Origin of the sequence: Corynebacterium yudongzhengii (assembly GCF_003065405.1) — a bacterium.
Lineage (GTDB): Bacteria > Actinomycetota > Actinomycetes > Mycobacteriales > Mycobacteriaceae > Corynebacterium > Corynebacterium yudongzhengii.
The window spans coordinates 839,993-864,530 of sequence record NZ_CP026947.1; the positions used below are offsets into that span (position 1 = coordinate 839,993).

The following is a 24,538-nucleotide window of genomic DNA, read 5'->3' on the forward strand; positions in this document are numbered from 1 at the left end:
TAATGAATCGGGCATCTAGTGGCGCCCTGAGACCGCCCGCAGCAGCAACTCCACTTGGGCCGAGACATCCCCGCGCACCGCGTCGCCGGCGGCTTCTGTCTCGCCCTCGCCGAGGGTTTCGGCGAACTGTTGCTGCATCTGCAGCTGCATCCCCGCGCCGAGCAGAAGGTGTAAGAGCCCGCGGGCGGCGGTCTCCGCGGTGGTGTCGCCGACACCCTGGCCCTTAAGTGTGGTGGCCAGCAGCTTTTCGACGTCCGCGCGCAAGCTCGAGGACGGTTGCGCGAGAGCACTGGCGATGAGCTCGGAGCCGTCGCGATGCGCGAGCAATAACTCCTCGAGCGTCTCGCACAGCTCCTGCGGGTCCTTAGGGGTGCGCGCCTCCGCGCCGAGGACGGGGGAGAGGATGTCGTCAGCGATCGCGTGGATGAGCTCCTGCTTGTTGCTGATGTGCCAGTAGAGCGCGCCGGGGGCCACAGAGAGCTGGGTGGCCACCCGCCGCATGGTCATGTCGTTTAAGCCGTAGGTATCGAGGATCTCTATGGCTGCTTGCACGATTGCATCCCGGTTTAATTGCACGGTGGCTATCGTACCGTGGTGCTATCGGTGGTTCTTATGGTCACGCTGTGGCAACTCACAGCAACCTATGATCCGCTTGGTACCGAAAGTTTCTTCAAACTTGCTACAGTTGGGCACGTTGAACACCGGTTGACATCACCACAACTTTCTTTACGATGTCCCCGCCGGTAGGTTTCTCAATAATTTGTCGAAACAACTCAGGAGTTTTCGTGACTGTCTCTCTGTCTGTGAAGAAGTCGCTGGTGCTGGTCGCGGCGACCGCCCCTCTCGCACTCGTCGCCTGCGGGTCGAACGGTGAGGAAGAAGAGGGCACTGCGGCTGACGCCTCCCAGAAGACCTCTCAGGCTACCAGCTCTCAGCAGGCGGACGACGAGAAGGACGCTGAAGACAAAGATAAAGATAAGGACGGCGACGCCGAAGACAAGAAAGATAAGGACGGCGACGCCGAAGACAAGGAAGCCAATGCTGAGGACAAAGACGGCGAGGATCGCCAGAACGGCAACGGCGATCAGGCCAACGCCGCCGCCGGTGCGGGTGCAGGTGCCCCGGGCGCCGGCGCCTCGGGTCAGCTGGAGGACCCCTTTGCCGGCGGCGATGTTGAGGTCGTCGAGCCGGAGCCGGTCCCCGGCGGCCAGCCCGCCAGCGAGCAGGACGCGCGCGCCATCTCCGATTTGGTCAACGGCATCTACGAGCAGGAGACCCTCCACGGCTTCATCTCGTACATGCCGGATAACTCCTGCCAGGCCCTTTTAGCCGAGACCAACGCGGACGCTTTCTCCCTCGAGGGCATCCCGAACGCCCCGATGGATCAGATGCGGGGCTGGAACGAAACCCACGTCTCGGACACCTCGGATGTGCTGGTCAACGGTGATACCGCCTCGGCGACCGTGACCGTCCAGACCGAGTTCGGCCCGGACTCTAAGACCCAGCGTTTCCGTAACGAAGGCGGCGCCTGGAAGTTCTGTAAGTAATCACGGTGGGCTACCCTCGGTAGTCATGCCCGCTACTGCTGTATCGCACCCGCCTCAGCGTCGCTTCCGCATCAACCGGAAGATCGGCACTGCGGCGGGTTTTCTCACGCTCGGGATCCTGCTCTACGCCGTTGTCGGCGCGGTGTGGGGCTTACTGCGCCCAGCGTATGAAGGCACGGTCGAATCTGGCGGAGTCATCGCGTTCGCCCCGGCCGCCGATATCGAGTTCACCTCTTTTATCACCTTCGCCGTGATCACCGGCGTGCTCGGCGTCATCTGCGGGCTGGTGTCCTTTGTGCGCGCCCCCGAGATGCGCGGCGCGCTTACGCTCTGCTGGATCGGCGTGGTCGCGCTCATCGGCGCGGTGGCGTTTTTCACCGTCGGCGAGCTCGCCGCCTCGCTCACCCAACGCGTCGCGCACACTGAGCTCGAGGCCGGCCAGGACGTGGCGATCGTGCCGCCGCTGGCGCCGGGCATCGCGTTCGTCGCCGCGCCGCTGATGGCGATGATGACCTACTGGTTCAGCATGTTCTTGGACCCGACCCCGTACGGAGCCGCGGACCGCCCGGACTAAGCTATGAGGGGCATTGACCTCACCAGAAGGGATCTCCCCATGCTCTCCGTCACCGACCTGCGCGGTCAGACCCCGTCGACTGCTCAGCTGCGCCGGGCCGTGCCCCGGGGTGGCACTGACGTCGCCGCCGTCGTGCCGAAGGTGGAACCGATCGTCCACGATGTCCGCGAGAGGGGAGTAGCCGCGGCGCTCGCTTATGGCGAGCAGTTCGACGGCATCCGCCCGCCGGCCCTGCGGGTGCCGGCGGAGCCGTTGGCCGGCGCCGTCGATACGCTCAGCGACGCGGTGCGCGCCGCCTTGGAGGAATCCATCGCGCGCATCCGGAAGGTACACGCGGAGCAGCGCCCCGAGCCGCACACCACCACGCTTGCCGACGGCGCCCGCGTCACCCACCTCTTCCGCCCCGTCGAGCGCGTCGGGTTGTACGTGCCGGGCGGGCAGGCGGTGTACCCGTCGAGCGTGCTCATGAACGTCATCCCCGCCCAGGAGGCGGGCGTGGATTCTCTGGTGGTCGCCTCCCCGCCGCAGGAGGCGAACGGCGGCCTGCCGCACCCGACGATCCTCGCCGCGTGCCACCTGCTCGGCGTCGACGAGGTCTGGGCCGTCGGCGGCGCCCAGGCGGTCGCGCTCATGGCTTATGGCGACGACGAGGAGGGCTTAGAGCCCGTCGACATGATCACCGGGCCCGGCAACATCTTCGTCACCGCGGCGAAGCGCCTGGTCAACGGCACCGTCGGCATTGATGCCGAGGCCGGTCCCAGCGAGATCGCGGTGCTTGCCGACGACACCGCCGACCCCATCGAGGTGGCCTACGACCTCATCAGCCAGGCCGAACACGACCAGCTGGCCGCCAGCGTGCTCATCACCGACTCGGAGGACTTCGCCCGCCGCGTCGATGAAGAGATCACCGCCCGCTACACCGTCACCCGCAACGCCGAGCGCGTCCGCGAGGCCTTAAGCGGCCAGCAGTCCGGCATCGTGCTGGTCGACGACCTCGACGCCGCCATCGCCGCGGCCGACGCCTATGCCGCCGAGCACCTCGAGATCCACACGGCTAATGCCTCCGAAGTCGCCCGCCGCATCCGGCATGCCGGGGCGATCTTCATCGGGCGCTATGCGCCGGTGCCCCTCGGTGACTACAGCGCCGGGTCCAACCACGTGCTGCCCACCTCGGGTACCGCGCGCTTCGCCTCCGGGCTGTCCACCTTCACCTTCCTGCGGGCGGTGAACCTCATCGACTACGACGAGCAGGCGCTCAAAGAGATCTCCCACCACGTCATCGCGCTGGCCGACGACGAGGACCTGCCCGCCCACGGCGAGGCGATCCGCGCCCGCTTCGAGAACCTGCCCACCGACAAGGAGAACTGATAGTGGACTTTCGCCCCGGGACCATCGCCGCCGAGACGAGTCTCGCGGACTTGCCGCTGCGCGAGGAGCTGCGTGGCAAGTCCGCCTACGGCGCCCCGCAGCTGCAGGTCCCCATCCAGCTCAACACCAACGAAAACCCGTACCCGCCGTCGGCGGCGCTCGTCGAGGACCTCGTCGCCGAGATCCGCCGGCTCGCCCCGACGCTGAATCGCTACCCGGAGCGCGATGCCATAGAGCTGCGCGAAGAGCTCGCCGCCTACGTGAGCACCCGCACCGGGGTGAGCGTCACCCGCGATAACCTGTGGGCCGCCAACGGCTCCAACGAGGTCCTCCAGCAGCTGTTGCAGGCCTTCGGCGGGCCCGGGCGCGCCGCGATGGGCTTCGTGCCGTCCTATTCGATGCACCCGATCCTCTCAGCCGGCACGCAGACCGAGTTCCTGCCCGTCGAGCGCGGCGCCGATTTCCGCATCGATATGAAGACCGCGCTCGCCGCCATCGCGGAGAAGCGTCCCGACATCGTCTTCGTGACCACCCCGAACAACCCGACCGGGGATGTCACCTCCCTAGCCGAGCTCACCCAGATTATCGAGGCCGCCCCCGGGCTGGTGATCGTCGACGAGGCCTACGCCGAGTTCTCGGACAAACCCTCGGCGACCACGCTGCTTAAGACCTACCCTCACAAGCTGGTGGTCTCGCGGACCATGAGCAAGGCCTTCGACTTTGCCGGCGGCCGGCTCGGCTACTTCGTCGCCGCCCCCGCCTTCGTCGAGGCCGTGATGCTCGTGCGCCTGCCGTACCACCTCTCCGTGCTCTCCCAGGCGGCGGCGATCGTTGCCCTAAGGCATCAGGACGAGACACTGGCGACCGTCGCCAAGCTCTCCGAGGAGCGCGACCGCGTGGCTGCCCAACTGCATAAACTGGGCTTTAGCTATGTCGACAGCGAGTCGAACTTCTTGTTCTTCGGGTCTTTCGACAACCCGCACGAGATCTGGCAGCGCTTCCTCGACGACGGCGTGCTCATCCGCGACGTCGGCGTGGGCGGGCATTTGCGGGTGACCATCGGCCTGCCGGAGGAAAACGACGCTTTTCTCAACGCCGCCGCGGCCATCGCGGAGTCCCTCAACCTCACCAAGGAGAACGAATCATGACCGAGCGTGCCTTCGGCCCGCGCATCGGCCGGGCGAGTAGGACCACCTCCGAAAGCGATATCACCGTCGAGATCAACCTCGATGGCACCGGCAAGACCGAGATCTCCACCGGCCTGCCGTTTTTCGATCACATGCTCACCGCCTTCGGCTCCCACGGGGCCTTCGACTTGCAGGTCAAGGCCGTAGGCGATACCGAGATCGACGCCCACCACACCGTCGAGGACACCGCCATCGTACTGGGCTGGGCGCTCGCCGACGCGCTGGGGGAGAAGAAGGGCATCCGCCGCTTCGGCTCCTGCCTTTTGCCGATGGACGAGGCCCTAGTCGAGGGCGTGGTGGATGTGTCGGGCCGTCCGTACTTCGTCATGAATGGCGAGCCGGAGAATATGGAGTGGCAGATCATCGGCGGGCACTACGCCACCGTGATCAACCGCCACTTCTTCGAATCGCTGGCCCTCAACGCGCGGATCACCCTGCACGTCAACGTCCGCTACGGCCGCGATCCGCACCACGTCACGGAAGCGGAGTACAAGGCCTGCGCCCGCGCCCTGCGCGCGGCCACCGAGGCCGATCCCCGGATTAGCGGCGTGCCCTCCACTAAGGGTGCGCTCTAGGAGTAGGTAGCCGATGCTGGAGATTGCTACCCTTGCTCAGGAGACGTCCCCGGTGAGCCACTGGCCCATCTGGGGCCTCTTTCTGTTAGCCGGACTCTTGGTCGGAGGGACCTGGTCCGCATACCAAAACTCATCGAAGGTGATGACCATCATTTTGGGGCTGCTCGCCGCCTTGGCGACGGTGGTGGCCCTGGCACTCTTAATCCAAGAAATGGGGTAGTGACGTGGCGCAATCGGTACTTTCCAGGCAAGAGATCGAAAAGCTCGACAGCATCTGGAAGGCCCCCGGTTTCACCCCCACCCTCGTCGCCGTCGCCTCCGCGTTCGGCGCCTGGTCGCTGCTTCTGCCCGTCGTGCCGCTGGCGGTGATTGAGTCGGGCGGCTCGTCCACCCTGGCCGGAGCGTCGACCGGCATCTTCATGCTGGCGACGGTGCTCACGCAGATCGTCACGCCCTGGATGCTGCGCACCTTCGGCTATAACCCCGTCATGGTGGTCTCGGCGTTCATGCTCGGCGTGCCGGCGCTCGGCCACCTGCTGGGCGACGACGCCTGGATCGTGCTGTTGTTCTCCGCCCTGCGCGGCGTCGGCTTCGGCGCGATCACCGTCGCGGAATCCGCGCTCATCGCGGAGCTGGTGCCCGTGCGTTTTCTGGGTAAGGCCACCGGCATGCTCGGCGTGTTCATCGGCTTGTCCCAGATGGTCTTCCTGGCCGCCGGCGTGTTCATGGCGGACCTCGCCGGCTTCGGCAGCGTCTACATCACCGCCGCGATCGTCGCGCTCATCGGGGCGGCGATGTGCCTGCGCATCCCGCGGATTAAGGCGGCCTCCGTGCGCGATCAGACGCCGGATCCGCACGAGCCGCCGCGGGCGTCGATGTGGAAGCTGGTCCTCGTCCCGGCGCTCGCTCTGACCACGCTGTCGATGAGCTTCGGCGCCGTCTCGTCCTTCCTGCCGGCCGCCGTGCGCGAGCTCGACCCCGCCACCGGCGCGATCATCGGCGGGTTCATGCTCTCGTTCATCGGCGGCGCCTCCATGGTCGCCCGCTACGTGGCCGGTATCATCGCCGACCGCCGCGGCGAGCCCGGCTCTCTCATGGTCTACTCCCAGCTCACCGGCTTGGTCGGCGTCGGTCTGATGGCCGCGACGCTCTACTTCGAGCTGTCGGTGTGGCTGCTCGTGATCGCGGCGCTGCTCTTCGGCGCGTCCTTCGGCGCGGTCCAGAACGAGTCCCTGCTGTCCATGTTCCACCGCCTGCCGCGCTCGCGCGTCTCGGAGGCCTCTGCCGTGTGGAACATCTTCTACGACTCCGGCACCGGCCTCGGCTCCGTCGTCTACGGCGCGCTGGTCACCGGAACCATGTTCGCCGGGGCCTTCGGGGCGGGCGCGGCGGTGATCGCGGTCGGCATCGCCATGACCGTGGCCGATCTCATCCTCGGCCGCAACCGCGTCACCGAGTTCGACAACATCCGCACCCGCCTGCAGCGCGTGCGCACCAGTGCCGCCCGCCGGGTACCGCGTCGTCTCGGGGTGCGCCAGGGCGCGGCTCGGCGCGTCGCCAAGAGCAAGCGCAAGCGCACCCGTCTGCACGAGCAGAAGTTCCCGCCCCACACCCCGCGTGACGACGACCGCGCGTAAAATCTCCGCCATGAAACCCCGCGTCGCACTCCTCGATTATGGCTCCGGCAACCTACGCTCCGCCCACCGGGCGTTGGAGCGCGTCGGCGCCGAGGTCACCGTCACCTCCGATCCCAAGGTCGCCGTCGCCGCCGACGGCCTACTCGTCCCCGGCGTCGGCGCCTTCGCCGCCTGCATGCAGGGGCTCAAAGCCGTCCGCGGCGAGCGCGTCATCGGCGAGCGCCTCGCCGGGGATCGCCCGGTGATGGGCATCTGCGTGGGTATGCAGATCCTCTTCGAGCGCGGCACCGAGCATGGGCACGCCGCCGCCGGCTGCGGCGAATGGCCCGGCGAGATCACCCGCCTAGAGGCGGACATCCTCCCGCACATGGGGTGGAACACGGTGGAGATCGCCAAAGGCTCGCGGCTTTTCGACGGCATCGCCGACGCCACCCGTTTCTACTTCGTCCACTCCTACGCCGCGCGTTCGTGGGAGCTCAACCCGGAACCTCCGCTGCCGTCGCCGCAGGTCAGCTGGGCACAGCACGGCGGGGACCGCTTCGTCGCCGCCGTGGAGAACGGCCCTTTGTGGGCCACCCAGTTCCACCCGGAGAAGTCCGGCGACGCGGGCGCGCACCTGCTGGAAAACTGGCTCGCGTCGTTCCGCTAGTGAATATTGGCCGCCGGCGGCGCTAGTATTGCCACCATGACGTTTACACTCCTCCCCGCGGTCGACGTCGTCGACGGGCAGGCCGTCCGCCTCGATCGGGGCGAGGCCGGCACCGAGAAGTCTTATGGCAGCCCCTTAGAGGCGGCGCTTAACTGGCAGGAGCAGGGCGCCGAGTGGCTGCACTTCGTCGACTTGGACGCCGCCTTCGGCCGCGGCTCGAACCACGAGCTCATGGCCGAGATCACCCGCACGCTGGATATCCACGTGGAACTCACCGGCGGGATCCGCGACGACGCCTCCCTCGAGCGCGCCCTCGCTACCGGCGCCGAGCGCGTCAACATCGGCACCGCGGCCCTGCAGCGCCCGGAGTGGATCAGCCGGGTCATCCGTGAGCACGGCGAGCGCATCGGCATCGATATCGCCGTGACCGAAGTAGACGGCAGCTACCGCACGAAGGGTAACGGCTGGGTCTCCGACGGCGGCGATCTCTGGGAGGTCCTCGAGCGTCTCGACGCCGCCGGCACCCGCCGCTTCATCGTCACCGACGTCTCCCGCGACGGCATGCTCTCCGGCGCCAACATCGAGCTCTTAAGGGATGTCTCCGCCGCCACCGACGCCGCGGTCACCGCCTCTGGCGGGATCTCTTCGCTGGATGATGTCCTGGCGGTCGCCGAGTATGCCGACGAGGGCATCGACTCGGTGATCATCGGCAAGGCGCTCTACGAGAAGCGCTTCACCCTGGTGGAGGCGCTCGCGGCCGTCGAGAAGCTGGGGTAGGTCCATGGATCTCACGCGGCACCTGGCGGTGGCCGAGACCGTCGCCGACGAAGCCGAGGCCATGTTCGTCGCCGGGCTCGGCGCGGATCCCAGCGAGTTCAAGCTGCCCGGGGATTTCGTCACGCACGCCGACCTCGAGATCGAGGCGACCGTGCGTGAGATGCTGGAGGAGGCCTCCGGCATTCATGTCTACGGCGAGGAAGCCGGCGGCGACTATGACCCGCAGGCCATGTGGATCGTCGACCCCATCGACGGCACCAGCAACTACGCCGCCGGCAACCCGATGTGCGCGATCCTCATCAGCCTGATCGTCGACGGCCAGCCGCGCGTCGCCGTGACCTCCATCCCGCTGCTCGGGCGGCGCCTTACGATGGTCGACGGCGGGCCCGTTTATGTCAACGGCCGTCCCATCGAGCCGATCGCCGATCGCTGCGAGCTGGTCTCGCAGGTCGGTTTCTCCTCGGTGTCCTCGCCGAAGACCTCGGGGCATTCCAGCGGGTATCGCCAGGAGATGCTCTCGCGCCTGGCGTCCGGTCCGCTGCGCCCCCGGATCACCGGCTCCGTCGGCGTCGATCTCGCGTTGACCGCCCAGGGCATCTTCGATGCCTCGGTGAGCTTCTCGCCGTATGTCTGGGACAACGCCGCGGGTGTCGCCCTGGTGCGTGCGGCCGGGGGAGTGGTCACCGACATCAACGGCGACGCCTGGCACCCCCAGGCCACGGGAGTCGTCGCGGGGACCCCGTCGGCCCACGCGGAGATCATGGGTACGATGGCAGAGATTGACCGTTCTTCCTCATAGGAGGTGGCCTTATGTCTCTGGCCGTCCGCGTTATCCCGTGCCTTGACGTCGACGAAGGTCGTGTCGTCAAAGGCGTGAACTTCGAAAACCTCCGCGACGCCGGCGATCCCGTCGAACTGGCCCGCCGCTACGACGGTGCAGGCGCCGACGAACTGACGTTCCTCGACGTCAGCGCCTCGAAACAGGACCGCGGTACGATGCTCGAGGTCGTGCGCCGCACCGCCGAGCAGGTCTTCATCCCTCTGACTGTCGGCGGGGGAGTGCGCACCGTCGCCGACGTGGATGAGCTGCTGCGCGCCGGCGCCGACAAGGTCTCGGTGAACACTTCCGCCATCGCCCGCCCAGAGTTGCTGCGCGAGCTTGCCGACCGTTTCGGTTCCCAGTGCATCGTGCTATCTGTCGACGCCCGCCGCGTCCGGGCCGACGGCGAGCCGCAGCCCAGCGGTTTCGAGGTCACCACCCATGGCGGCACCCGCTCGGCCGGCCTCGATGCGATCGAGTGGGCGCGCACCGGCGAGCGCCTCGGCGTCGGCGAGATCCTGTTGAACTCCATGGACGGCGACGGCACGAAGCGGGGCTTCGATATCGAGCTGATCACCGCGGTACGAAAGGCCGTCAACATCCCGATCATTGCCTCGGGCGGTGCCGGTAAAGCCGAGCACTTCCCGCCGGCGATCGCCGCGGGTGCCGACGCCGTGTTAGCCGCCAGCATCTTCCACTTCCAAGAAGTCACCATCGCCGAGGCGAAAAACGCCCTGCGCGAGGCCGGATACGAGGTGCGCTAGGACGATGGCAGACTCCGAGAACCCGCAGGATTATGACCTCGATCCCGAGGTGAAAAAGCGCGTGCGCTTCAACGCCGACGGGCTCGTGCCGGCGGTCGTCCAGGCCGCGGAGACCGGCGAGGTGCTCATGCTCGCCTGGATGGATGAGCACGCGCTGGCCTATACGCTGGCGAGCGCCCGCGGTACCTATTATTCGCGCTCCCGGCAGGAGTACTGGATCAAGGGCTTGACCTCCGGCAACACCCAGGAGGTCACCGAGGCCCGCCTCGATTGCGACGGCGACACCGTGCTTATGAAGGTCCACCAGAAGGGCGGGGCCTGCCACACCGGCGATCGCACCTGCTTTGATGCCGATCAGTTGTTCAAGGAGGGAGACGATGAGTAGCGCTGTCAGCTCGACGGAAGCCATCCGGTCCCGCTCCCGGCGCAAGGGGCGCATCGGCGCCTTGCTGCTGGGCCTCGGCGCGTTGATCCTCTGGATCGGCTCGCGGATGAGGTGGGTGTCCGTCGACGTCAACGACGAGCTCTCCGGCGCCTCCCAGCACGAGCTGGTCGGGGCCACCTGGTCCACGGAGTCGATGGCGGTCGCTTTGGTCCTACTCGTCGCCATGATCGCGGGCCTGGCTTTGCGACGCCTCGGTCGCCGCCTGTCCGGCATCATCGGGGCCCTCGCCGCGGTGGGGGTCAGCCTCACGCCTGTGCGCCTGCTCACCGCCGGAGCCGACCCCGAGCGCGCCCACAACCTGCTATTGACGGGTGCGGCCTCCCAGCGCGCCGACGCCCCGGTGAGCATCGCCGAGTGGGCGGAGGTCACGGCCACCTCGGTGCAGGCGGCCGGCCCGGTGGTGGCGCTGATCGGGGCGGCCGTCGCCGTGTTCGGCGCAGTTTTGCTCGCCACCCAGCCGGGCGCCGACGGCGCGAAGATGAACAAGTACGAACGCGCCGCCGCCCGCCGCGAAAAGCTCGCCGAGGACTTGGAGAATTCTCCGGATTCCGGGCGCGTCATGTGGGACGCGCTTGACGATGACATCGACCCCACCGACACTTCCGCCGACCGCCGTTAAGGGGGCTGATTTCCGGCTCCCCGCGCCCTTTGGATACGCTGCACGTGTGATCATCGGCACGGAGCCAGCCGGGAGGTGTGTATGGGTGCGCCCTTGCCCGTGGATCGGGTAGTCGCGGGCATCCTCGAAGATGTGGCGGCCCGGGAGTCGCGCACATCCTTCCAGGAGATCAAAAGGCTCTCCACAACGGGCCCGGAGCCTAGGGACGCCGCGGCGGCGATCCTGCGCAGCGGCTGCGGCGTCGTCGCCGAAATCAAACGCAAGATCCCCCCGACCGGTGCGGACGTGCCCATCGACTCCGTCGGCGACATCGCATCCTTACTCGAAGACTCCGGGGTGCACATGGTCGCCTGCCAGACCGAGAAGCTGCGCTTCGCCGGCTCGCTGGAGGACATGTCCGCCGCCCGCCACGCCGTCGAGCTGCCGATGATGTGCCGCGACATCATCGTCGATCCCTACCAGATCCACGAGGCCCGCTACTACGGCGCCGACATGGTGCCCTTGCAGGTCGAACTCCTCGACCAGGCCCGCCTCATCTCTTTGATCGACCGCATCGAATCGCTCGGCATGACCGCGCTCGCCGAGGTGCGCACCCCCGAAGAAGCCGACCGAGCCTTAGACGCCGGCTGCCGGGTCATCGGGGTCAACGCGTGGTCGATCAACAACTCGCGCATCGACCGCGAGAACTTCGCCGCCATCGTCCCCGGCCTCCCGCAGGACGTGTTGCGCATCGCCCTCGGTGGGGTGCGCACCTCCCACGACCTTCTGGCGTATGCCGCCGCCGGGGCCGATGCTGTGCTCGTCGGCGAGTCGATCATGAGTGCTGCGGATCCCGCCGGCGCCGCCCGCACGCTGGTGGCCACCGGCCAGCACCCGGCGTGCCCGACGCGCTAGGGGGCACTCTATTAGAGTGCAACACATGATCACCGCGAACATCCCGTCCCCGCCGCAGGGCGTGTGGGACATCGGCGGATTCCCGCTGCGTGCCTACGCGATCTGCATCATCATTGGCATCCTGGTGGCCCTGTGGCTCACGGTGCGTCGCTACACCGCCCGGGGCGGGGACCCCAACGATGTGTGGGACGCCGCGATCGTCGCCATCCCCGCCGGCCTCATCGGCGGGCGTCTCTACCACGTGATCACCGACGCCCCGAAGTACTTCGGCGAGGACGGTAACCCCTGGCAGGCCTTCAACATCACCGCCGGCGGGCTTGGCATCTGGGGTGCGGTCGCCCTCGGCGGTATTGCCGTGTGGGTGCTGTTCCGCTTCAAAAACGTCCCGCTCGCGCCTTTTGCCGACGCCGTCGCCCCCGGCATCATCCTCGCCCAGGGCATCGGCCGGCTGGGCAACTGGTTCAACCAGGAGCTCTACGGGCGCGAAACCGAGGTTCCCTGGGCGCTGGAGATCTACTACCGCGTCGACGAGACCGGCCAGTTCGCGCCGCTGACTGGGCGTTCGACCGGCGAGGTCATCGCCACCGTGCACCCGACCTTTCTCTATGAGCTGCTGTGGAACGTCGCGGTGTTCTTCCTGCTCATCTGGGCGGATAGGTACTTCCGCCTCGGTCACGGCCGCGTGTTCGCCCTCTACGTCGCCGGGTACACCGCTGGCCGCTTCTGGATCGAGCTGCTGCGTGCCGACGAAGCCACCATGATCCTCGGCCTCCGCGTCAACACCTGGGTCTCCGCGCTCGTGTTCATCGCGGCCGTCATCATCTTCTTCCTACTCAAGTCGGGCCGCGAAACCCCGCGGGAGGTCGATCCCCGCCCGCGCGACGAGGACGGCGAGCTCATCAAGTCCGCCCGTGAGCGCTAGCAGAGCGAGGATGCCCGCCGCTGAAGTAGGGTGGTAGCCGTGGATAGAAGAACGAAGATCGTTTGTACACTTGGCCCGGCCGTGGCCAGCAAGGAGGGCATCCTCGAGCTGGTCCGTTCCGGCATGAACGTCGCCCGGATGAACTTCTCCCACGGAGAGCACCCGGAGCATGAGCAGAACTACCGCTGGGTCCGGGAGGCGACCGACGAGACCGGCCACGCCGTCGGCATCCTCGCCGATTTGCAGGGCCCGAAGATCCGCCTCGGCCGTTTCGAAAGCGGCTCGACCTACTGGGAGAACGGGGAGGTCGTGCGCATCACCGTCGACGATGTCGCCGGCACCCACGATCGCGTCTCCACCACGTATAAGAACCTGGCCCAGGACGCGAAGCCGGGCGATCGCCTGCTGGTCGATGACGGCAAGGTCGCCCTCGTATGCAAAGAGGTCGACGGCAACGACGTCGTCTGCGAAGTCGTCGAAGGCGGGCCCGTGTCGAACAACAAGGGCGTCTCCCTGCCGGGCATGGACATCTCCGTGCCGGCGCTGTCGGAGAAAGACATCGCGGATCTGCGTTTTGCGATGGAGCTCGGCGTCGACTTCGTTGCCCTCTCCTTCGTCCGTTCCCCGGCCGATGTCGATCTGGTCTACGAGATCATGGACGAGTTCGGCTACCGCGTGCCGGTCATCGCGAAGCTGGAGAAGCCCGAGGCCGTCGACGCGCTCGAATCCATCGTCTTAGCTTTCGACGGCGTGATGGTCGCCCGCGGTGACCTGGGCGTGGAGATCCCGCTCGAGGACGTGCCCCTGGTACAGAAGCGCGCCATCCAGATCGCCCGGGAGAATGCGAAGCCGGCGATCGTCGCCACGCAAATGCTCGACTCCATGATCGAGTCCTCCCGCCCGACCCGCGCCGAGGCCTCGGATGTGGCCAACGCCGTCCTCGACGGCGCCGACGCGGTCATGCTCTCCGGCGAGACGTCGATCGGCAAGGACCCGCACAACGTGGTGCGCACCATGGCCCGCATCGTCCGCGTCGCCGAACGCGACGGGCACGTGCCGCCGCTGAGCCACGTGCCGCGCACCAAGCGCGGAGTCATCTCTTACTCCGCCCGCGACATCGCTGAGCGCCTCGGCGCCCGCGCCTTGGTGGCGTTTACCACCTCGGGCGATACCGCCAAGCGCGTGGCGCGTTTGCACTCGCCGCTGCCGCTGCTCGTGTTCACCCCGCACCCCTCGGTGCGCTCGCAGTTGGCGCTGACCTGGGGCGCGGAGACCTTCCTGTGTCACTCCATCGAGTCCACCGATGAGATGATGCACGTCCTCGACGCCGAGCTGCTGCGCCTCGAGGAGTACCAGGAAAACGACATGATGGTCGTCGTCGCCGGTACCCCGCCCGGGGTATCCGGCAACACCAACATGATCCACGTGCACATGCTGGGCGAGGACGTGACCGTCCCGAAGCACCACCAGGATCACCTGCGCTAGGTGCTTGGTGGGGCTAGTCGATCGGCTCGTAGTGCTTGCGCGCTGCCTCTGAGAGGCCGATCGGCTGGTCGTTGTCGTCGTAGACGTAGAAGCCTTCGCCGGATTCGACTCCGATCTTGCCCTTGTCGATGAAGTCTTCCTTGATCCGGCGGCAGTACTCCGCGGCGGACGCGTCGCCTTGTGCCGCCCGGTTCTTGTTGATGTTATAGCTGACGTTCAGCCCGATGTTGTCCAGCGCCTGGAAGGGCCGCAGGTCGGGTCCGCCTGCGATGACCTCGGCGACGTCGTCGATCGTTTCGATGTCGACCACACCTTTCACCCACAACTCGTGGGCATACTTCAGCCACGTGGAAAACAGCGAGTTGATCACGTAGGCGGGATGCTCGCGGTGCAGGCGCACCGGTTTCATGCCCATCTCGCGGGCGAAGTCGACGACGGCGTCGGTGACAGCCGGGTCGGTATCAGGCGTCGGCATGATCTCCACGATGTTCTTGAGATGAATATCGTTGGCGAAGTGATACGCCAGGAACTTCTCCGGCCGGCCGGTGGCGTCTTTCATGTCGCTGGGTAAGAGGGTCGAGGTGTTGGTGAGCAGCACCGTCTTGTCCTCGAGGAAGGGTGCAAGGGTGGTGTAGGTCGTGCGTTTGATCTCGAGGTTTTCCGGCACCGCCTCGATGATGTAGTCCGCGTCCTGGGCGGCTTCCTCTAAAGAGGTGGTCATGCGGATGTTTTCGAGGGCCTTATCGGCCTGCTGCTTATCGACGCTCTCCAGGTCCCGCACATAGTTGCCCGCGATCGTGCGCATGCGGGTGCGCGCCGCGTCGACGGCGTCGTCGTCGATATCGAAAGAGGTCACGCGGTGGCCGCTAAAAGCGGCGCGGTAGGCGATCTGGGCGCCGAGGTTGCCGGCGCCTAAGACGGCGATGGTTCGTGCGGTGGTCATGGGTTTAATCCTTGGTTGGTGCGGTGTTAGTCGATGGGTTCGTAGTGTTTGTGTGCCGCGTCCGAGAGACGGATCGGCCGGCGCTCGTCGTCGTAGATGTAGAAGCCCTCGCCCGATTCGATCCCGATGTGGCCTTTGTCCATGAAGTCTTCTTTGATGCGCCGGCAGTACTCTGCCGCTGCGGCATCGCCCTCGGCAGCCCGGACCTTGTTGACGTTGTAGCTCACGTTGAACCCGATGCGATCCTGCGCGTAGAAGGGCCGCAGGTCAGGTCCGCTTGCGATGACCTCGGCGACGTCATCGATCGTTTCGATATCTGCCACGCCCTTGACCCACAGGTCGCGGGCGTGCCGCATCCACGTGGAAAACAGCGAGTTGATCACGTAGCCGGCGTGCTCGCGGTGCAGGCGGATCGGCTTCATGCCCAACGTGCGGGCGAAATCGACCACGGCGTCGGTGACTTCCGGGTCGGTCTCTCGCGTGGGCATGATCTCCACGATGTTTCTCAGGTGAATCGTGTTGGCGAAGTGATACGCCAAAAACTTCTCCGGCCGGCCGGTGGCATCCATCATGTCGCTCGGCAGTAGGAGAGATGTGTTGGTCAGCAGTACCGTCTTCTCCTCCAGCTGCGGCGCGAGCTGGGCGTAGGTGGCGCGTTTGACCTCGAGGTTTTCCGGTGCCGCCTCGATGATGAAGTCCGCGCCCTGGGCGGCTTCTGCTAGCGAGGTGGTCATGCGGATCTTATCCGGGACCTTATCGGCTTGGTGCTTATCGACGTCTTCCAAATCCCGCACATAGTTCTCAGCGATCTTGTGCATGCGGGTACGGGCCGCCGCAACGGCGTCGTCGCTGATGTCATAAGAGGTCACGCGATGCCCGAAGAACCCCAGGCGGTAGGCAATCGGAGCTCCCAGGTTGCCCGCGCCTAGGACAGCCACGGTGTGCGCTGCGGTCATAGAGTCACTCCTTCTTCAGTGGGTGGTCGATGGCTAAAGCTCTAAGCAGCCCACGAGGCGGTGTTTCTCCGGTACGCGGTGGCCTCCTCCGGCATCGACCACCCCTCATCCTCGGTGTGGTGAACACTATTAAAGTAGCCGTAGCGTGACCTAAGTCACTTCCATGGGATTAATTCTTAACTCATTAGGATTGCTATCGGCGAGAAAATTAATTCTTCAGGTAGGGCTGGCTGAGGTGGGGCTTGTCGGCTCCGATATGTCCATAGGTCCGCTGATCGGTGGGTGAAGTCCCTGCCTGGGGGTAAGAGGTGTCCGGCATTAAACCCTTATCGCGGCATGAGAAATACCGGGTGGGTATCAATTTTCTAAGCAAAACTACAAGAGCTGGGCTTTTGCTGTTTGGTGGCGATGCGCCGTGTTCTCTGGCGACCGCTCAGGGATAGGGCCGCTGACTCGGGGGTGATAAGAACTAAAAGCACGTCCAAATGTGTTCTAGAACACAACCCAAGCGGGTCAGGATTCCCGCGTGAAGGCCAACTGGAAGGTGAGGTCATGATTTGGGATAGCACCAAGAGCTCCTACAAGTGGATCGTGCTTGTTGGGTCTTTTCTCGTCTATATGTTCGACTGCCTGGAAGTGACGGTTCTATCCTTCGTGCTTCCGGCTCTCTCGGAGGAATTCGCCATCACGCCGGTTACGGCTGGCGTTTTGGTGACGGCCACGTTGATCGGCATGGGGTTCAGCGGCCCGATTATCGGATTTGTCGCCGATAATATGGGCCGGAAATTTGCCCTTCTGACCTGCCTCGTTGTCTTCGTGGTTCTGACCGCGGGTATCTACTTGGCGCCGTCGGTCTGGATCATCATGGTCATGCGTTTCCTTGCGGGCGTGGGCCTCGGTGGAGTGTGGGGTGTGCTCGCGGCCTACATCACCGAAACCTGGCCGGCACGGCACCGTGGTAAGGCGATCGGTGTGGTGATGGCGGCGTATCCATTCGGTGGCGCTCTTGCAGCCCAGCTTTCAACACTGCTGCTGCCCAACTGGCGCCTGCTGTTTCTGGTCGCGGGAATCTCTGCCTTCATCCCGCTCGTGGTCGTGCTGGTGCTGTTCCGGGAATCAGAGGTCTGGAGGCAGGATCGTCACAATCGAAGAGAGCAGGGGCAGACGGAAGCTGCTGGTTTTGGAGAGCTCTTCCGGGATGGTCGCGCCCGCCTTACCGTCATTGCCAGTATCGTCTGCAGCTTCGCGATGGTCGGTTTCTACGGGTCCAACTCTTGGTTCCCCACCTACCTGGCCGTCGAGCGTGATTTCAGCCAGGCTGAAATTGGCAACCACATCACCGTCATGAGTATGACCTCCGTGGTCGGCTTCTTCGTCTTTGGTTACCTCGCTGATTACCTTGGTGGCAAGCGGGCAATCTTGGTGTCGCTGATCGGATCTGGAGTGATGCTCTTTTTGTATGGTTTTACCAGCGGCAAGACTCTTCTGTGGCTGGTTGGTCCTCTGTTCTGCTTCTGCATGGTGCTTCCGGGCATCTATGCCCCGTACATCAGCAGCCTCTACCCGGCGCGCATCCGCACTACCGGGGCCGGGTTCACTTATAACATCGGCCGCGGTATCTCAGCCTTCGGCCCCTTGGTGGTCGGCGCGATTGCCGAGGTGTTCTCCTTCTCTGTGGGCATCATGATCTTCGGCGTGCTCTTCGCCTTTGCTACTGCATTCATGTTGATGATGCCCTCGGTTGGAAAGCCTGTCGAGAAACAGCCGGTGGTCAAAGACAAGGAAGAAGCTGTCGCAGCGTAGCTGTTCAAGAGCGGTTTTTTAAGGCCCGTACGGTAGCCGGCGTCTCAGGCGTCGCTAGTGTACCGGCCTCTTTGGGGCCTCCATCTGTTAGGTACAGCTGTTCCATTCGACGGCCGGTGCCGTGTCGAAGGATGTTACTGCCTATGTCCTAGCCATACGTCTTGAGTGACTCTTGCGAGTTATGGATCTAACTGGGTATATGTTCATTCTACCCCCGCGATTTACCCCCATTGCCGGTTAATGTCCACCCTATTTTCTACCCTTTCTGGCAAATCGAACACATGGACGAAAACTCGGGGGTAGAAATGGAAGACCTTAAAGAACTGACCAACGACGACATCTTGTACCGCCTCACCAGCGCGTGAGTCCATGCAGCACTACAAAGCCAAATTCCTTATCGCCCTAGCACTTTTCGACGCCCGCGGGCTAGCGAAAGACGCAGGCTCGTCCACTACCGCTGAATGGATGACCCGGGCACTGGACATCGCCCCGACCACCGCCTACGACTACCTACGCGTGGCTCGCGTACTGCTGGAGTTCGCTTATGTCGCTTACTCCTTCGAGCAAACCAAGATCGGGTATTCCCATGTGCGGTTGTTGAGTAGCTATCTGACGAAAGACAACGAGATCGAGCTGTTGTTACTGGCAGAACAGCATTCCTACCGGGAGTTGGAACGCATCCTGATGAATCATCGGGATAACAGGCAGGACGAGCGACCGAAGGAAAACAGCTTCCGGATGTGGGTGGACAAGTCCAACGGACGCATTCGTTTCTCCGGTGATCTGGATCCGATATCCGGAGCGAAGTTGATGGCAGCTCTGAAGGTTGGTGAGCTGGCGAATCTGGTGGATTTAGATGATATTGACCCAGAGGTTTTCGAGGATGATGAGCGTGTCCATGAGGAGTTAGTCAAAGCAGAAGCTGAGGCGGAAGCACGCGCGGCCGCCGAAGCCGCAGCGCAGGCGGAGGCTGCCCGGGAGGCCGGTGATTCTGAGGGCGCTGAGGAGTGGTCGTCGGTGAGTGGGTATGGCAGGACTGCGGCGTCGCAGTTGGTGCCGGCGCTGATGGGTTTGATCAATCTGGCGCGGTCGTCACCGGTAAATCGTCGGCGTGCCCCAGGTACGCAGGTGCATGTGATTCAGACGGAGGATGGACAGTCGATTCTGCCAGGGTTGCCCGTACCGAGTGAGCAGGCGGTGACTGCGGAGATTGTCAACGGTCAGTTGCGGGGACATTTGCTGGATGATCGGGGAGCGTCTCTCGTATTAGGGCGTACCCGCCGGTTGGTCAGCGATGCTCAGGCGTTGGCGATACTAACGAGATGGGGTTTTCAGTGTGCGGCTCCGGGGTGTTGCCATACGCAGTTTATGGAGTTCCACCATGTGATCCCGTGGTCGCAGGGTGGGCGCACAGAGCCGTGGAATATGGCGGCGTTGTGTAGCTCTTGTCATTCCTTGGTGACCTCCGGGGTGATAGAGATGTTTTGGGAGTCCGGGGAGCCAGGGGCGTTGGTGTTTCGGTACCGCACAGGTGAGGTGTATGCCTCGCGCCATGGTGGTTTGCCAGTGCGGAGGCCAATGGAGTTGTCGCGGTTGGATGTGCCAGCGTTGCCGCCGGGTAGTGACGTCATCGAGCTCGGTGACGATGTGATGAGTTTTCAAGACCCGGATGATGCTGAGGCTTAGGGGCTTGTAGGCCGGCGGGGTTGTGCTTGGTGCGAGGGTTTACGCACGTGCGTAAAACCAACCCTTTGGACCGGAGAAACCTCGGGGCGCTCTTCCCGCTGGAGTGCTGAGATTCCTCGAGTCTCCGTTCTCGATTACGCACGTGCGTAAAGCTTTCCGCCCGTACTATGCGGCGGCATAGTGAGTCTGGGGCAGTTTCCGCTCGCGGGGTCGACTCCGCCGTCAGACCCCCGTCGCCGCCCCACAACGCGCCGCTGGGACTGGTCGTTCGTGGTGTTGCTGGGATGCACCGTGGCGTATTGGGGGATCTATTCGCAGTGGCCGCTCGTCGTCCCGCCCTATGCCGAAAGCGGCTTCGGTACGCTTCTCGGGTCGACGTGGGTCTACACCGGTAACGCCATCCTCATCTAGGCTTTGCAGTACCCACTTCTCGTTATGGCCCTCAAGCAGGTCAGGTCGCCGTACGTTCTGGCGGGTGGATTCGTGTTTTTCATCGCGGGATTTTCGGTTCTCCCCCTGCCGGCTGCCCCAGTGACTCTCGTTGTTTTCGCGATGCTGTTTAGTGTGGCTGAGCTCCTGGTCAGCCCGACACTCGACGAGGTGACTGCGCAGCTGCGTCGGGAAGGGGCGGGGCTTACCCGGGCCTATGGCATGACCGCCACCTTTGCCGGTGTCGCATTGTTGACTGGCGCGAGCGCCGGCGGCGCTCTCACGAAAGCGTCGGTGCCCCGGGGGCCGTTATCTACTTGACGTTGTTTTTGGCAGTGCTCGGCCTGTCTGGGGCCTGCCGGCTCGGGGTAGGTGGTAGTGCGTGTCCGCGTAGTTGGTAGTAGGGTTCCGGGTACTTGGATGGGAGTCCCCTCTAGTTCCTCCATGTCTCTGATGCGGAGGCCTTGTGGTTCGGCGTTTGTTGTGTCGGTACTACGGAAGGGAATTCTTCTTGTCGGGTGCACAGAGATTACGGCGATAGGCCTTATCCCACGGTGTGCGGCACCGCGGAGTCTTTCTCGCCGGAATGCGCCTGCCGGAGTGTTCCGTGCGCCTTGGCGATCAGCCCAAAGAGAATTACTGGATCGCCGCCTTGGGCTACTGAGCTAGGCGGGAAGCCCACCTACGCGACTATGTCGCGGCATAGTGCGGACTGGGTTTTACGCGCGTGCGTAATCGGAAACCAATGAATCCCGGGGAACTCATAGGTGCACGGGGTACACTGTCGCCTCAGGCCCCTACTTTTTACGCACGTGCGTAAAACAGGGCCAGCCCCCTCACCCTTCGACCCAACCGGGTCACCGCAACGCCCCCCGCGAGCGAAAACAGTCGCAGACTCACTATGCCGCCGCATAGTCCGGACTGGGTTTTGCACACGTGCGTAATCGGGAATTAATGAATCCCGGGGAACTCATAGGCACGCGAGGCACATTGTCACCTGCGCCGTGCGGCGAACACTGATGCCGCCGCATTCGGGGTTTGCTGAAAGCTGAGGAGTCTGCTGCGCGCCGAGGCTGGGACGTGGCAACTGGGGCCAGAAGGCCGCCACCAACTACCCGGAAACCGTCGCTACCGTCTTGCCGGAGAAGCGCTACCAACAAACCGCATCTGACGGAGCCTTCGTCCTATCCCGCAGGAAGGAATGGTCATGTTTTTCTATACGCTCACGCCCCTGCAGGCGGTCCTTGATGCCGCCGAGAAAGTCGGTGCACAAGTCATCGCCGTGGGCGATGCTGAGTCCTTATCCTCCCTGTCCACTGGGGGGGTAATCCGACCGCTGAGGTGAGCGATCCCCTCAACCCGCTGAGTGTGGCCAGAGCGTTGGAGCCGATCGTCGACGAGTGCTCGATGTGCCTTGGATTAGGAGATACCACCTCCCAGGTAGCCACCCTCGTCACCAACGCGCTGGGGTTGGCAGAAGGCATGCTGCGGACGCTGAGAAGCCTCGAAATCATGCGGGACAAGCACCGGCTGCGTAACGCCATCTCCAGCGGCTCGAGCCTCAACGGGCTTTATTCGCTTGTCGACGTCACGCCCCACGACGATGGCCGCCTCGTGGAACTGAGGCGGCAGGTGGCGGAGGGGCTCGTCGTCAAGCCTCTTTCTGGCTCCGGTAGTACCAACGTCCACAGCATCACGAAAAAATCCCAGCTTCGCCGCCTAAAGCTTCAGCCGGCGCGCATCGGCGACCAAGACCGCGACCGCCTGTTCGACGCCGCCCGCACCGTCTTGGCTGTGGCGGGCTACCGGTTTGGCCTGTCGCACATCGAGTTCATTCTCGAAGGAGAAACACCCCGGTTGATCGAGGCCCACGGCCGCGTCGGCGCGACGGCTTTTGAGGTGCTGTTCAGAACGTATCTCGACAGGCGCTTGCCGCCCCTCAACCAGCGCGGGGAGCATGCGGCCGTGGTGTTCCCCGATCTTCGGAGCTGGGCCGATAGCGAGGAGAAGTGGCTCAACGTAGCGGGCGATGCCATCTCCGAGGCGGTGCGCTCACTGGTCCAGCAAGGAGCACTTACTTCGTGATCGGGGTGGGCTCGAGCTTCCAGACGTCGTTGGCGTAGTCGCGGATCGTGCGGTCCGAGGAGAAGCGCCCGGAGCGGCAGATGTTGATCCAGCACTTCTGGGCCCACGCCCGCGGGTCGGCGACGTAGTCGGCGGCCATGCGGTCGCGGGTGGCGCGGTAGTCCTCGAAGTCACCGAGCAGGTAGTAGGTGTCGGTCGCGGTCTCGCCGTAGCCGTGGATCAGCGAGTTCTTCAGCTCGTGGAACAGGCCGGTGCCGCGGTCGTCGAGGGTACCGTCGTCGAAGGCATCCAGCACGCGCTTCAGGCCCGGGACCTGCTCGTAGTACTCGTCCGGGGAGTACTCGGCGCGCAGGCGTGGCAGCTCTTCTTCGCGGGCGCCGAAGATGTAGGCGTTGTCCTCGCCGACGGCGTCAACGATCTCCACGTTGGCGCCATCCATGGTGCCCAAGGTCAGTGCGCCGTTCATCATGAACTTCATGTTGCCAGTACCGGAGGCCTCCTTACCGGCGGTGGAGATCTGCTCCGAGATGTCGGCGGCCGGGATGATCTTCTCGGCGGGGGAGACGTTGTAGTTCTCGATGAACACCACGCGCAGGATCTGAGAGACCTCCGGGTCGTTGTTGATCAGCTCGCCGATGGTGTTGATCAGCTTGATGATCGCCTTCGCACGCACATACCCCGGCGCCGCCTTGGCGCCGAAGACGAAGGTGCGCTTCGGCACGTCGGTTTCGCCGTCGTGCTTGATGCGGAAGTACAGATCCAGGATGTAGAGCGCGTTGAGCAGCTGACGCTTGTACTCGTGGAGGCGCTTGATCTGGACGTCGAAGATGGAATCCGGGTCGACCTCGATGCCCTGGCGCTGGTAGATCCACTCCGCGAAGTCATGCTTGTTGGCCAGCTTGATCTCCTGGAGCTCCTCCATGAGCTCGCCGTCGGTGGAGAGGTGATCGAGTTCGGCGAGCTTGTCTAGGTCGGTGACCCAGTCGTCGTTACCCGCCAGGGAGGTCAGAAGCTCCGACAGGCGCGGGTTGCACATCTTCAGCCAGCGGCGCGGGGTGACACCGTTGGTCTTGTTGTTGAACTTCTCGGGCCAGATGGCGGCCCAATCGGCGAGCGTGTCACGCTTGATGATCTCGGAGTGGATCGCAGCCACACCGTTGATGGAGTAGACGGCGTAGCAGGCGATCCACGCCATGTGCACGGTGCCATTCTGTACCGGCGCCATGCGCTCGATAACGTGGTGCTCGAGGCCGCGGACCGTCATGTCCATCCGGAAACGACGGTCGATCTCGGCGATGATCTCCCAGACGCGCCAGAACATCTCCTGGAAGATGGAGACCTCCCACTGCTCGAGGGCCTCGGTGAGCACGGTGTGGTTGGTGTAGGCGAAGGTATCGCTGACGATGTCCCAGGCCTCTTCCCAGCCGAGGCCGTGTTCGTCGAGAAGCAAGCGCATGAGCTCGGGGATGGCGAGCACCGGGTGAGTGTCGTTGAGCTGGATGCAGTTGTACTCGGCGAACGTGCGCACGTCCCCGTGGTGGGTGAGGTGGTTGTCCAGCATCTCCTGCAGGGAGGCGGAGGTGAAGAAGTACTGCTGGCGCACGCGCAGCTTCTTGCCCTCGTAGGTGGAGTCGTTGGGGTAGAGCACGCGCACGATGTCGTTGACACGCTCGCGTTCGATGATGGCTTCGGTGAAGCGCTGGGAGTTGAAGGCGTCGTAGTCGAACTCCGCCATCGGCTCGGCCTTCCACAGACGCAGGGTGCCCACGTTGTCGGTGCCGTAGCCGGTGATCGGCATGTCGTAGGGGATGGCGCGCACGACCATGTCGTCGAAGGTGACCTTGCGCTGGTTGGTGGCGCGCCGGATGGTAAACGGGTTGCCGTCCTCGCGCCAGGGATCCGGGTTTTCCACCTGGAAGCCGTCGGAGAACTCCTGGCGGAACAGGCCGAAGCGGTACAGCAGGCCATAGCCGGTCACGGGCAGATCCTGGGTTACCGCGGAGTCCAGGAAGCAGGCGGCGAGGCGGCCTAAGCCGCCGTTGCCCAGTGCGGCGTCCTTCTCGGCCTCGAGCACGTCGGTGAGATCGCGGCCGTACTCGGCGGCCTCCTCGCGGGCCCGCTCCACCAAGCCGAGGTTGGTGAGGTTGTTCAGCAACGCGCGGCCCATGAGGAACTCAGCAGAAAAGTAGTGCTGCTGACGCACCGGGGCATAGGCTTTGCGGGTGGCGGTCCAGTTGTCGGCGATCTCCTCGATCACGTTGCGGGAGAGACCGAACCAGAACTTGCGGTCGGTGGCGAGGGAGGGAACAGAGCCGGCGGCGGCACGGACGTGCCCACCAATGTGGTTGGTTCGCACAGGGAATCAGACCTGCC

At 64.5% G+C, this 24,538-nt stretch carries 25 protein-coding genes; 21 read left to right on the forward strand and 4 right to left on the reverse strand.

From position 1 onward, the window contains the following. Positions 1-15 precede the first annotated feature (15 nt). On the reverse strand, positions 16-552 hold the full coding sequence (locus tag C3B44_RS03875; protein WP_158268650.1) for a TetR/AcrR family transcriptional regulator: 537 nt from the start codon (positions 550-552) through the stop codon (positions 16-18). Positions 553-785: 233 nt separating this feature from the next. Between C3B44_RS03875 and C3B44_RS03880 the strand changes: the two genes are divergently transcribed. The 16 genes from C3B44_RS03880 (at position 786) to pyk (ending at position 14,263) form a co-directional block, all read left to right on the forward strand. Beyond that, the gene (locus tag C3B44_RS03880; protein WP_146183471.1) at positions 786-1,547 is read left to right on the forward strand and encodes a hypothetical protein; all 762 of its coding nucleotides are present in this window, start codon (positions 786-788) and stop codon (positions 1,545-1,547) included. A gap of 25 nt (positions 1,548-1,572) precedes the next feature. Next, positions 1,573-2,121: a hypothetical protein gene (locus C3B44_RS03885; protein ID WP_108431225.1), complete on the forward strand. Its 549-nt coding sequence runs from the start codon at positions 1,573-1,575 to the stop codon at positions 2,119-2,121. Between the two features lie 39 nt (positions 2,122-2,160). Beyond that, a complete protein-coding gene (gene hisD, locus C3B44_RS03890; protein ID WP_108431226.1) occupies positions 2,161-3,489 on the forward strand; it encodes a histidinol dehydrogenase in 1,329 nt (442 codons plus the stop codon). Between the two features lie 2 nt (positions 3,490-3,491). Further along, on the forward strand, positions 3,492-4,637 hold the full coding sequence (locus C3B44_RS03895; RefSeq protein WP_108431227.1) for a histidinol-phosphate transaminase: 1,146 nt from the start codon (positions 3,492-3,494) through the stop codon (positions 4,635-4,637). Next, positions 4,634-5,251 carry an imidazoleglycerol-phosphate dehydratase HisB gene (hisB, locus tag C3B44_RS03900; RefSeq protein WP_108431228.1) on the forward strand — a complete coding sequence of 206 codons (618 nt, stop codon included), beginning with the start codon at positions 4,634-4,636 and terminating at the stop codon, positions 5,249-5,251. The genes C3B44_RS03895 and hisB overlap by 4 nt, the downstream gene beginning before the upstream one ends. Before the next feature lie 13 nt (positions 5,252-5,264). Then, a complete protein-coding gene (locus C3B44_RS03905) occupies positions 5,265-5,471 on the forward strand; it encodes a hypothetical protein (protein ID WP_108431229.1) in 207 nt (68 codons plus the stop codon). Positions 5,472-5,475: 4 nt separating this feature from the next. Further along, complete coding sequence (locus C3B44_RS03910) at positions 5,476-6,888, forward strand: MFS transporter (RefSeq protein ID WP_108431230.1); 1,413 nt, start codon at positions 5,476-5,478, stop codon at positions 6,886-6,888. 10 nt (positions 6,889-6,898) lie between these two features. Further along, on the forward strand, positions 6,899-7,537 hold the full coding sequence (hisH, locus tag C3B44_RS03915; protein WP_108432543.1) for an imidazole glycerol phosphate synthase subunit HisH: 639 nt from the start codon (positions 6,899-6,901) through the stop codon (positions 7,535-7,537). 36 nt (positions 7,538-7,573) lie between these two features. After that, positions 7,574-8,314 carry a bifunctional 1-(5-phosphoribosyl)-5-((5-phosphoribosylamino)methylideneamino)imidazole-4-carboxamide isomerase/phosphoribosylanthranilate isomerase PriA gene (gene priA / locus C3B44_RS03920; protein WP_108431231.1) on the forward strand — a complete coding sequence of 247 codons (741 nt, stop codon included), beginning with the start codon at positions 7,574-7,576 and terminating at the stop codon, positions 8,312-8,314. A gap of 4 nt (positions 8,315-8,318) precedes the next feature. Next, on the forward strand, positions 8,319-9,113 hold the full coding sequence (locus C3B44_RS03925; RefSeq protein WP_108431232.1) for an inositol monophosphatase family protein: 795 nt from the start codon (positions 8,319-8,321) through the stop codon (positions 9,111-9,113). An 11-nt stretch (positions 9,114-9,124) separates the two neighbouring features. After that, positions 9,125-9,898, forward strand: coding sequence for an imidazole glycerol phosphate synthase subunit HisF (gene hisF / locus C3B44_RS03930; RefSeq protein ID WP_108431233.1), 774 nt, complete (start codon positions 9,125-9,127; stop codon positions 9,896-9,898). A gap of 4 nt (positions 9,899-9,902) precedes the next feature. Next, a complete protein-coding gene (hisI, locus tag C3B44_RS03935) occupies positions 9,903-10,283 on the forward strand; it encodes a phosphoribosyl-AMP cyclohydrolase (RefSeq protein ID WP_108431234.1) in 381 nt (126 codons plus the stop codon). Continuing rightward, the gene (locus tag C3B44_RS03940) at positions 10,276-10,962 is read left to right on the forward strand and encodes a TIGR02234 family membrane protein (protein ID WP_108431235.1); all 687 of its coding nucleotides are present in this window, start codon (positions 10,276-10,278) and stop codon (positions 10,960-10,962) included. The genes hisI and C3B44_RS03940 overlap by 8 nt, the downstream gene beginning before the upstream one ends. Before the next feature lie 81 nt (positions 10,963-11,043). Continuing rightward, positions 11,044-11,856, forward strand: a complete 813-nt coding sequence (locus tag C3B44_RS03945; RefSeq protein ID WP_108431236.1) for an indole-3-glycerol phosphate synthase TrpC — start codon at positions 11,044-11,046, stop codon at positions 11,854-11,856. Positions 11,857-11,881: 25 nt separating this feature from the next. Further along, positions 11,882-12,778 (forward strand): prolipoprotein diacylglyceryl transferase, encoded by an 897-nt coding sequence (gene lgt, locus C3B44_RS03950; protein WP_108431237.1) that lies wholly within the window; start codon positions 11,882-11,884, stop codon positions 12,776-12,778. A 39-nt stretch (positions 12,779-12,817) separates the two neighbouring features. Beyond that, positions 12,818-14,263: a pyruvate kinase gene (gene pyk, locus C3B44_RS03955; RefSeq protein WP_108431238.1), complete on the forward strand. Its 1,446-nt coding sequence runs from the start codon at positions 12,818-12,820 to the stop codon at positions 14,261-14,263. Positions 14,264-14,276: 13 nt separating this feature from the next. Here pyk and C3B44_RS03960 read toward each other — a convergent pair whose 3' ends face one another. Both C3B44_RS03960 and C3B44_RS03965 read right to left on the reverse strand, forming a co-directional pair. Beyond that, positions 14,277-15,206 carry a 3-hydroxyacyl-CoA dehydrogenase gene (locus tag C3B44_RS03960; protein ID WP_108431239.1) on the reverse strand — a complete coding sequence of 310 codons (930 nt, stop codon included), beginning with the start codon at positions 15,204-15,206 and terminating at the stop codon, positions 14,277-14,279. A 26-nt stretch (positions 15,207-15,232) separates the two neighbouring features. Beyond that, on the reverse strand, positions 15,233-16,162 hold the full coding sequence (locus C3B44_RS03965; protein WP_108431240.1) for a 3-hydroxyacyl-CoA dehydrogenase NAD-binding domain-containing protein: 930 nt from the start codon (positions 16,160-16,162) through the stop codon (positions 15,233-15,235). Between the two features lie 552 nt (positions 16,163-16,714). Between C3B44_RS03965 and C3B44_RS03970 the strand changes: the two genes are divergently transcribed. From C3B44_RS03970 to C3B44_RS03985, 5 genes are all read left to right on the forward strand, one after another. Then, positions 16,715-17,965, forward strand: coding sequence for an MFS transporter (locus C3B44_RS03970; protein WP_158268651.1), 1,251 nt, complete (start codon positions 16,715-16,717; stop codon positions 17,963-17,965). 369 nt (positions 17,966-18,334) lie between these two features. After that, positions 18,335-19,651 carry an HNH endonuclease gene (locus tag C3B44_RS03975; protein WP_108431242.1) on the forward strand — a complete coding sequence of 439 codons (1,317 nt, stop codon included), beginning with the start codon at positions 18,335-18,337 and terminating at the stop codon, positions 19,649-19,651. Between the two features lie 270 nt (positions 19,652-19,921). Beyond that, complete coding sequence (locus C3B44_RS11625; protein ID WP_158268652.1) at positions 19,922-20,062, forward strand: hypothetical protein; 141 nt, start codon at positions 19,922-19,924, stop codon at positions 20,060-20,062. Between the two features lie 24 nt (positions 20,063-20,086). Further along, positions 20,087-20,401, forward strand: coding sequence for an MFS transporter (locus C3B44_RS03980; protein WP_108431243.1), 315 nt, complete (start codon positions 20,087-20,089; stop codon positions 20,399-20,401). A gap of 1,047 nt (positions 20,402-21,448) precedes the next feature. Then, positions 21,449-22,165, forward strand: coding sequence for an ATP-grasp domain-containing protein (locus tag C3B44_RS03985; protein ID WP_108431244.1), 717 nt, complete (start codon positions 21,449-21,451; stop codon positions 22,163-22,165). Here C3B44_RS03985 and C3B44_RS03990 read toward each other — a convergent pair. Beyond that, complete coding sequence (locus tag C3B44_RS03990) at positions 22,155-24,521, reverse strand: glycogen/starch/alpha-glucan phosphorylase (RefSeq protein ID WP_108431245.1); 2,367 nt, start codon at positions 24,519-24,521, stop codon at positions 22,155-22,157. The genes C3B44_RS03985 and C3B44_RS03990 overlap by 11 nt on opposite strands. Positions 24,522-24,538: the final 17 nt, after the last annotated feature.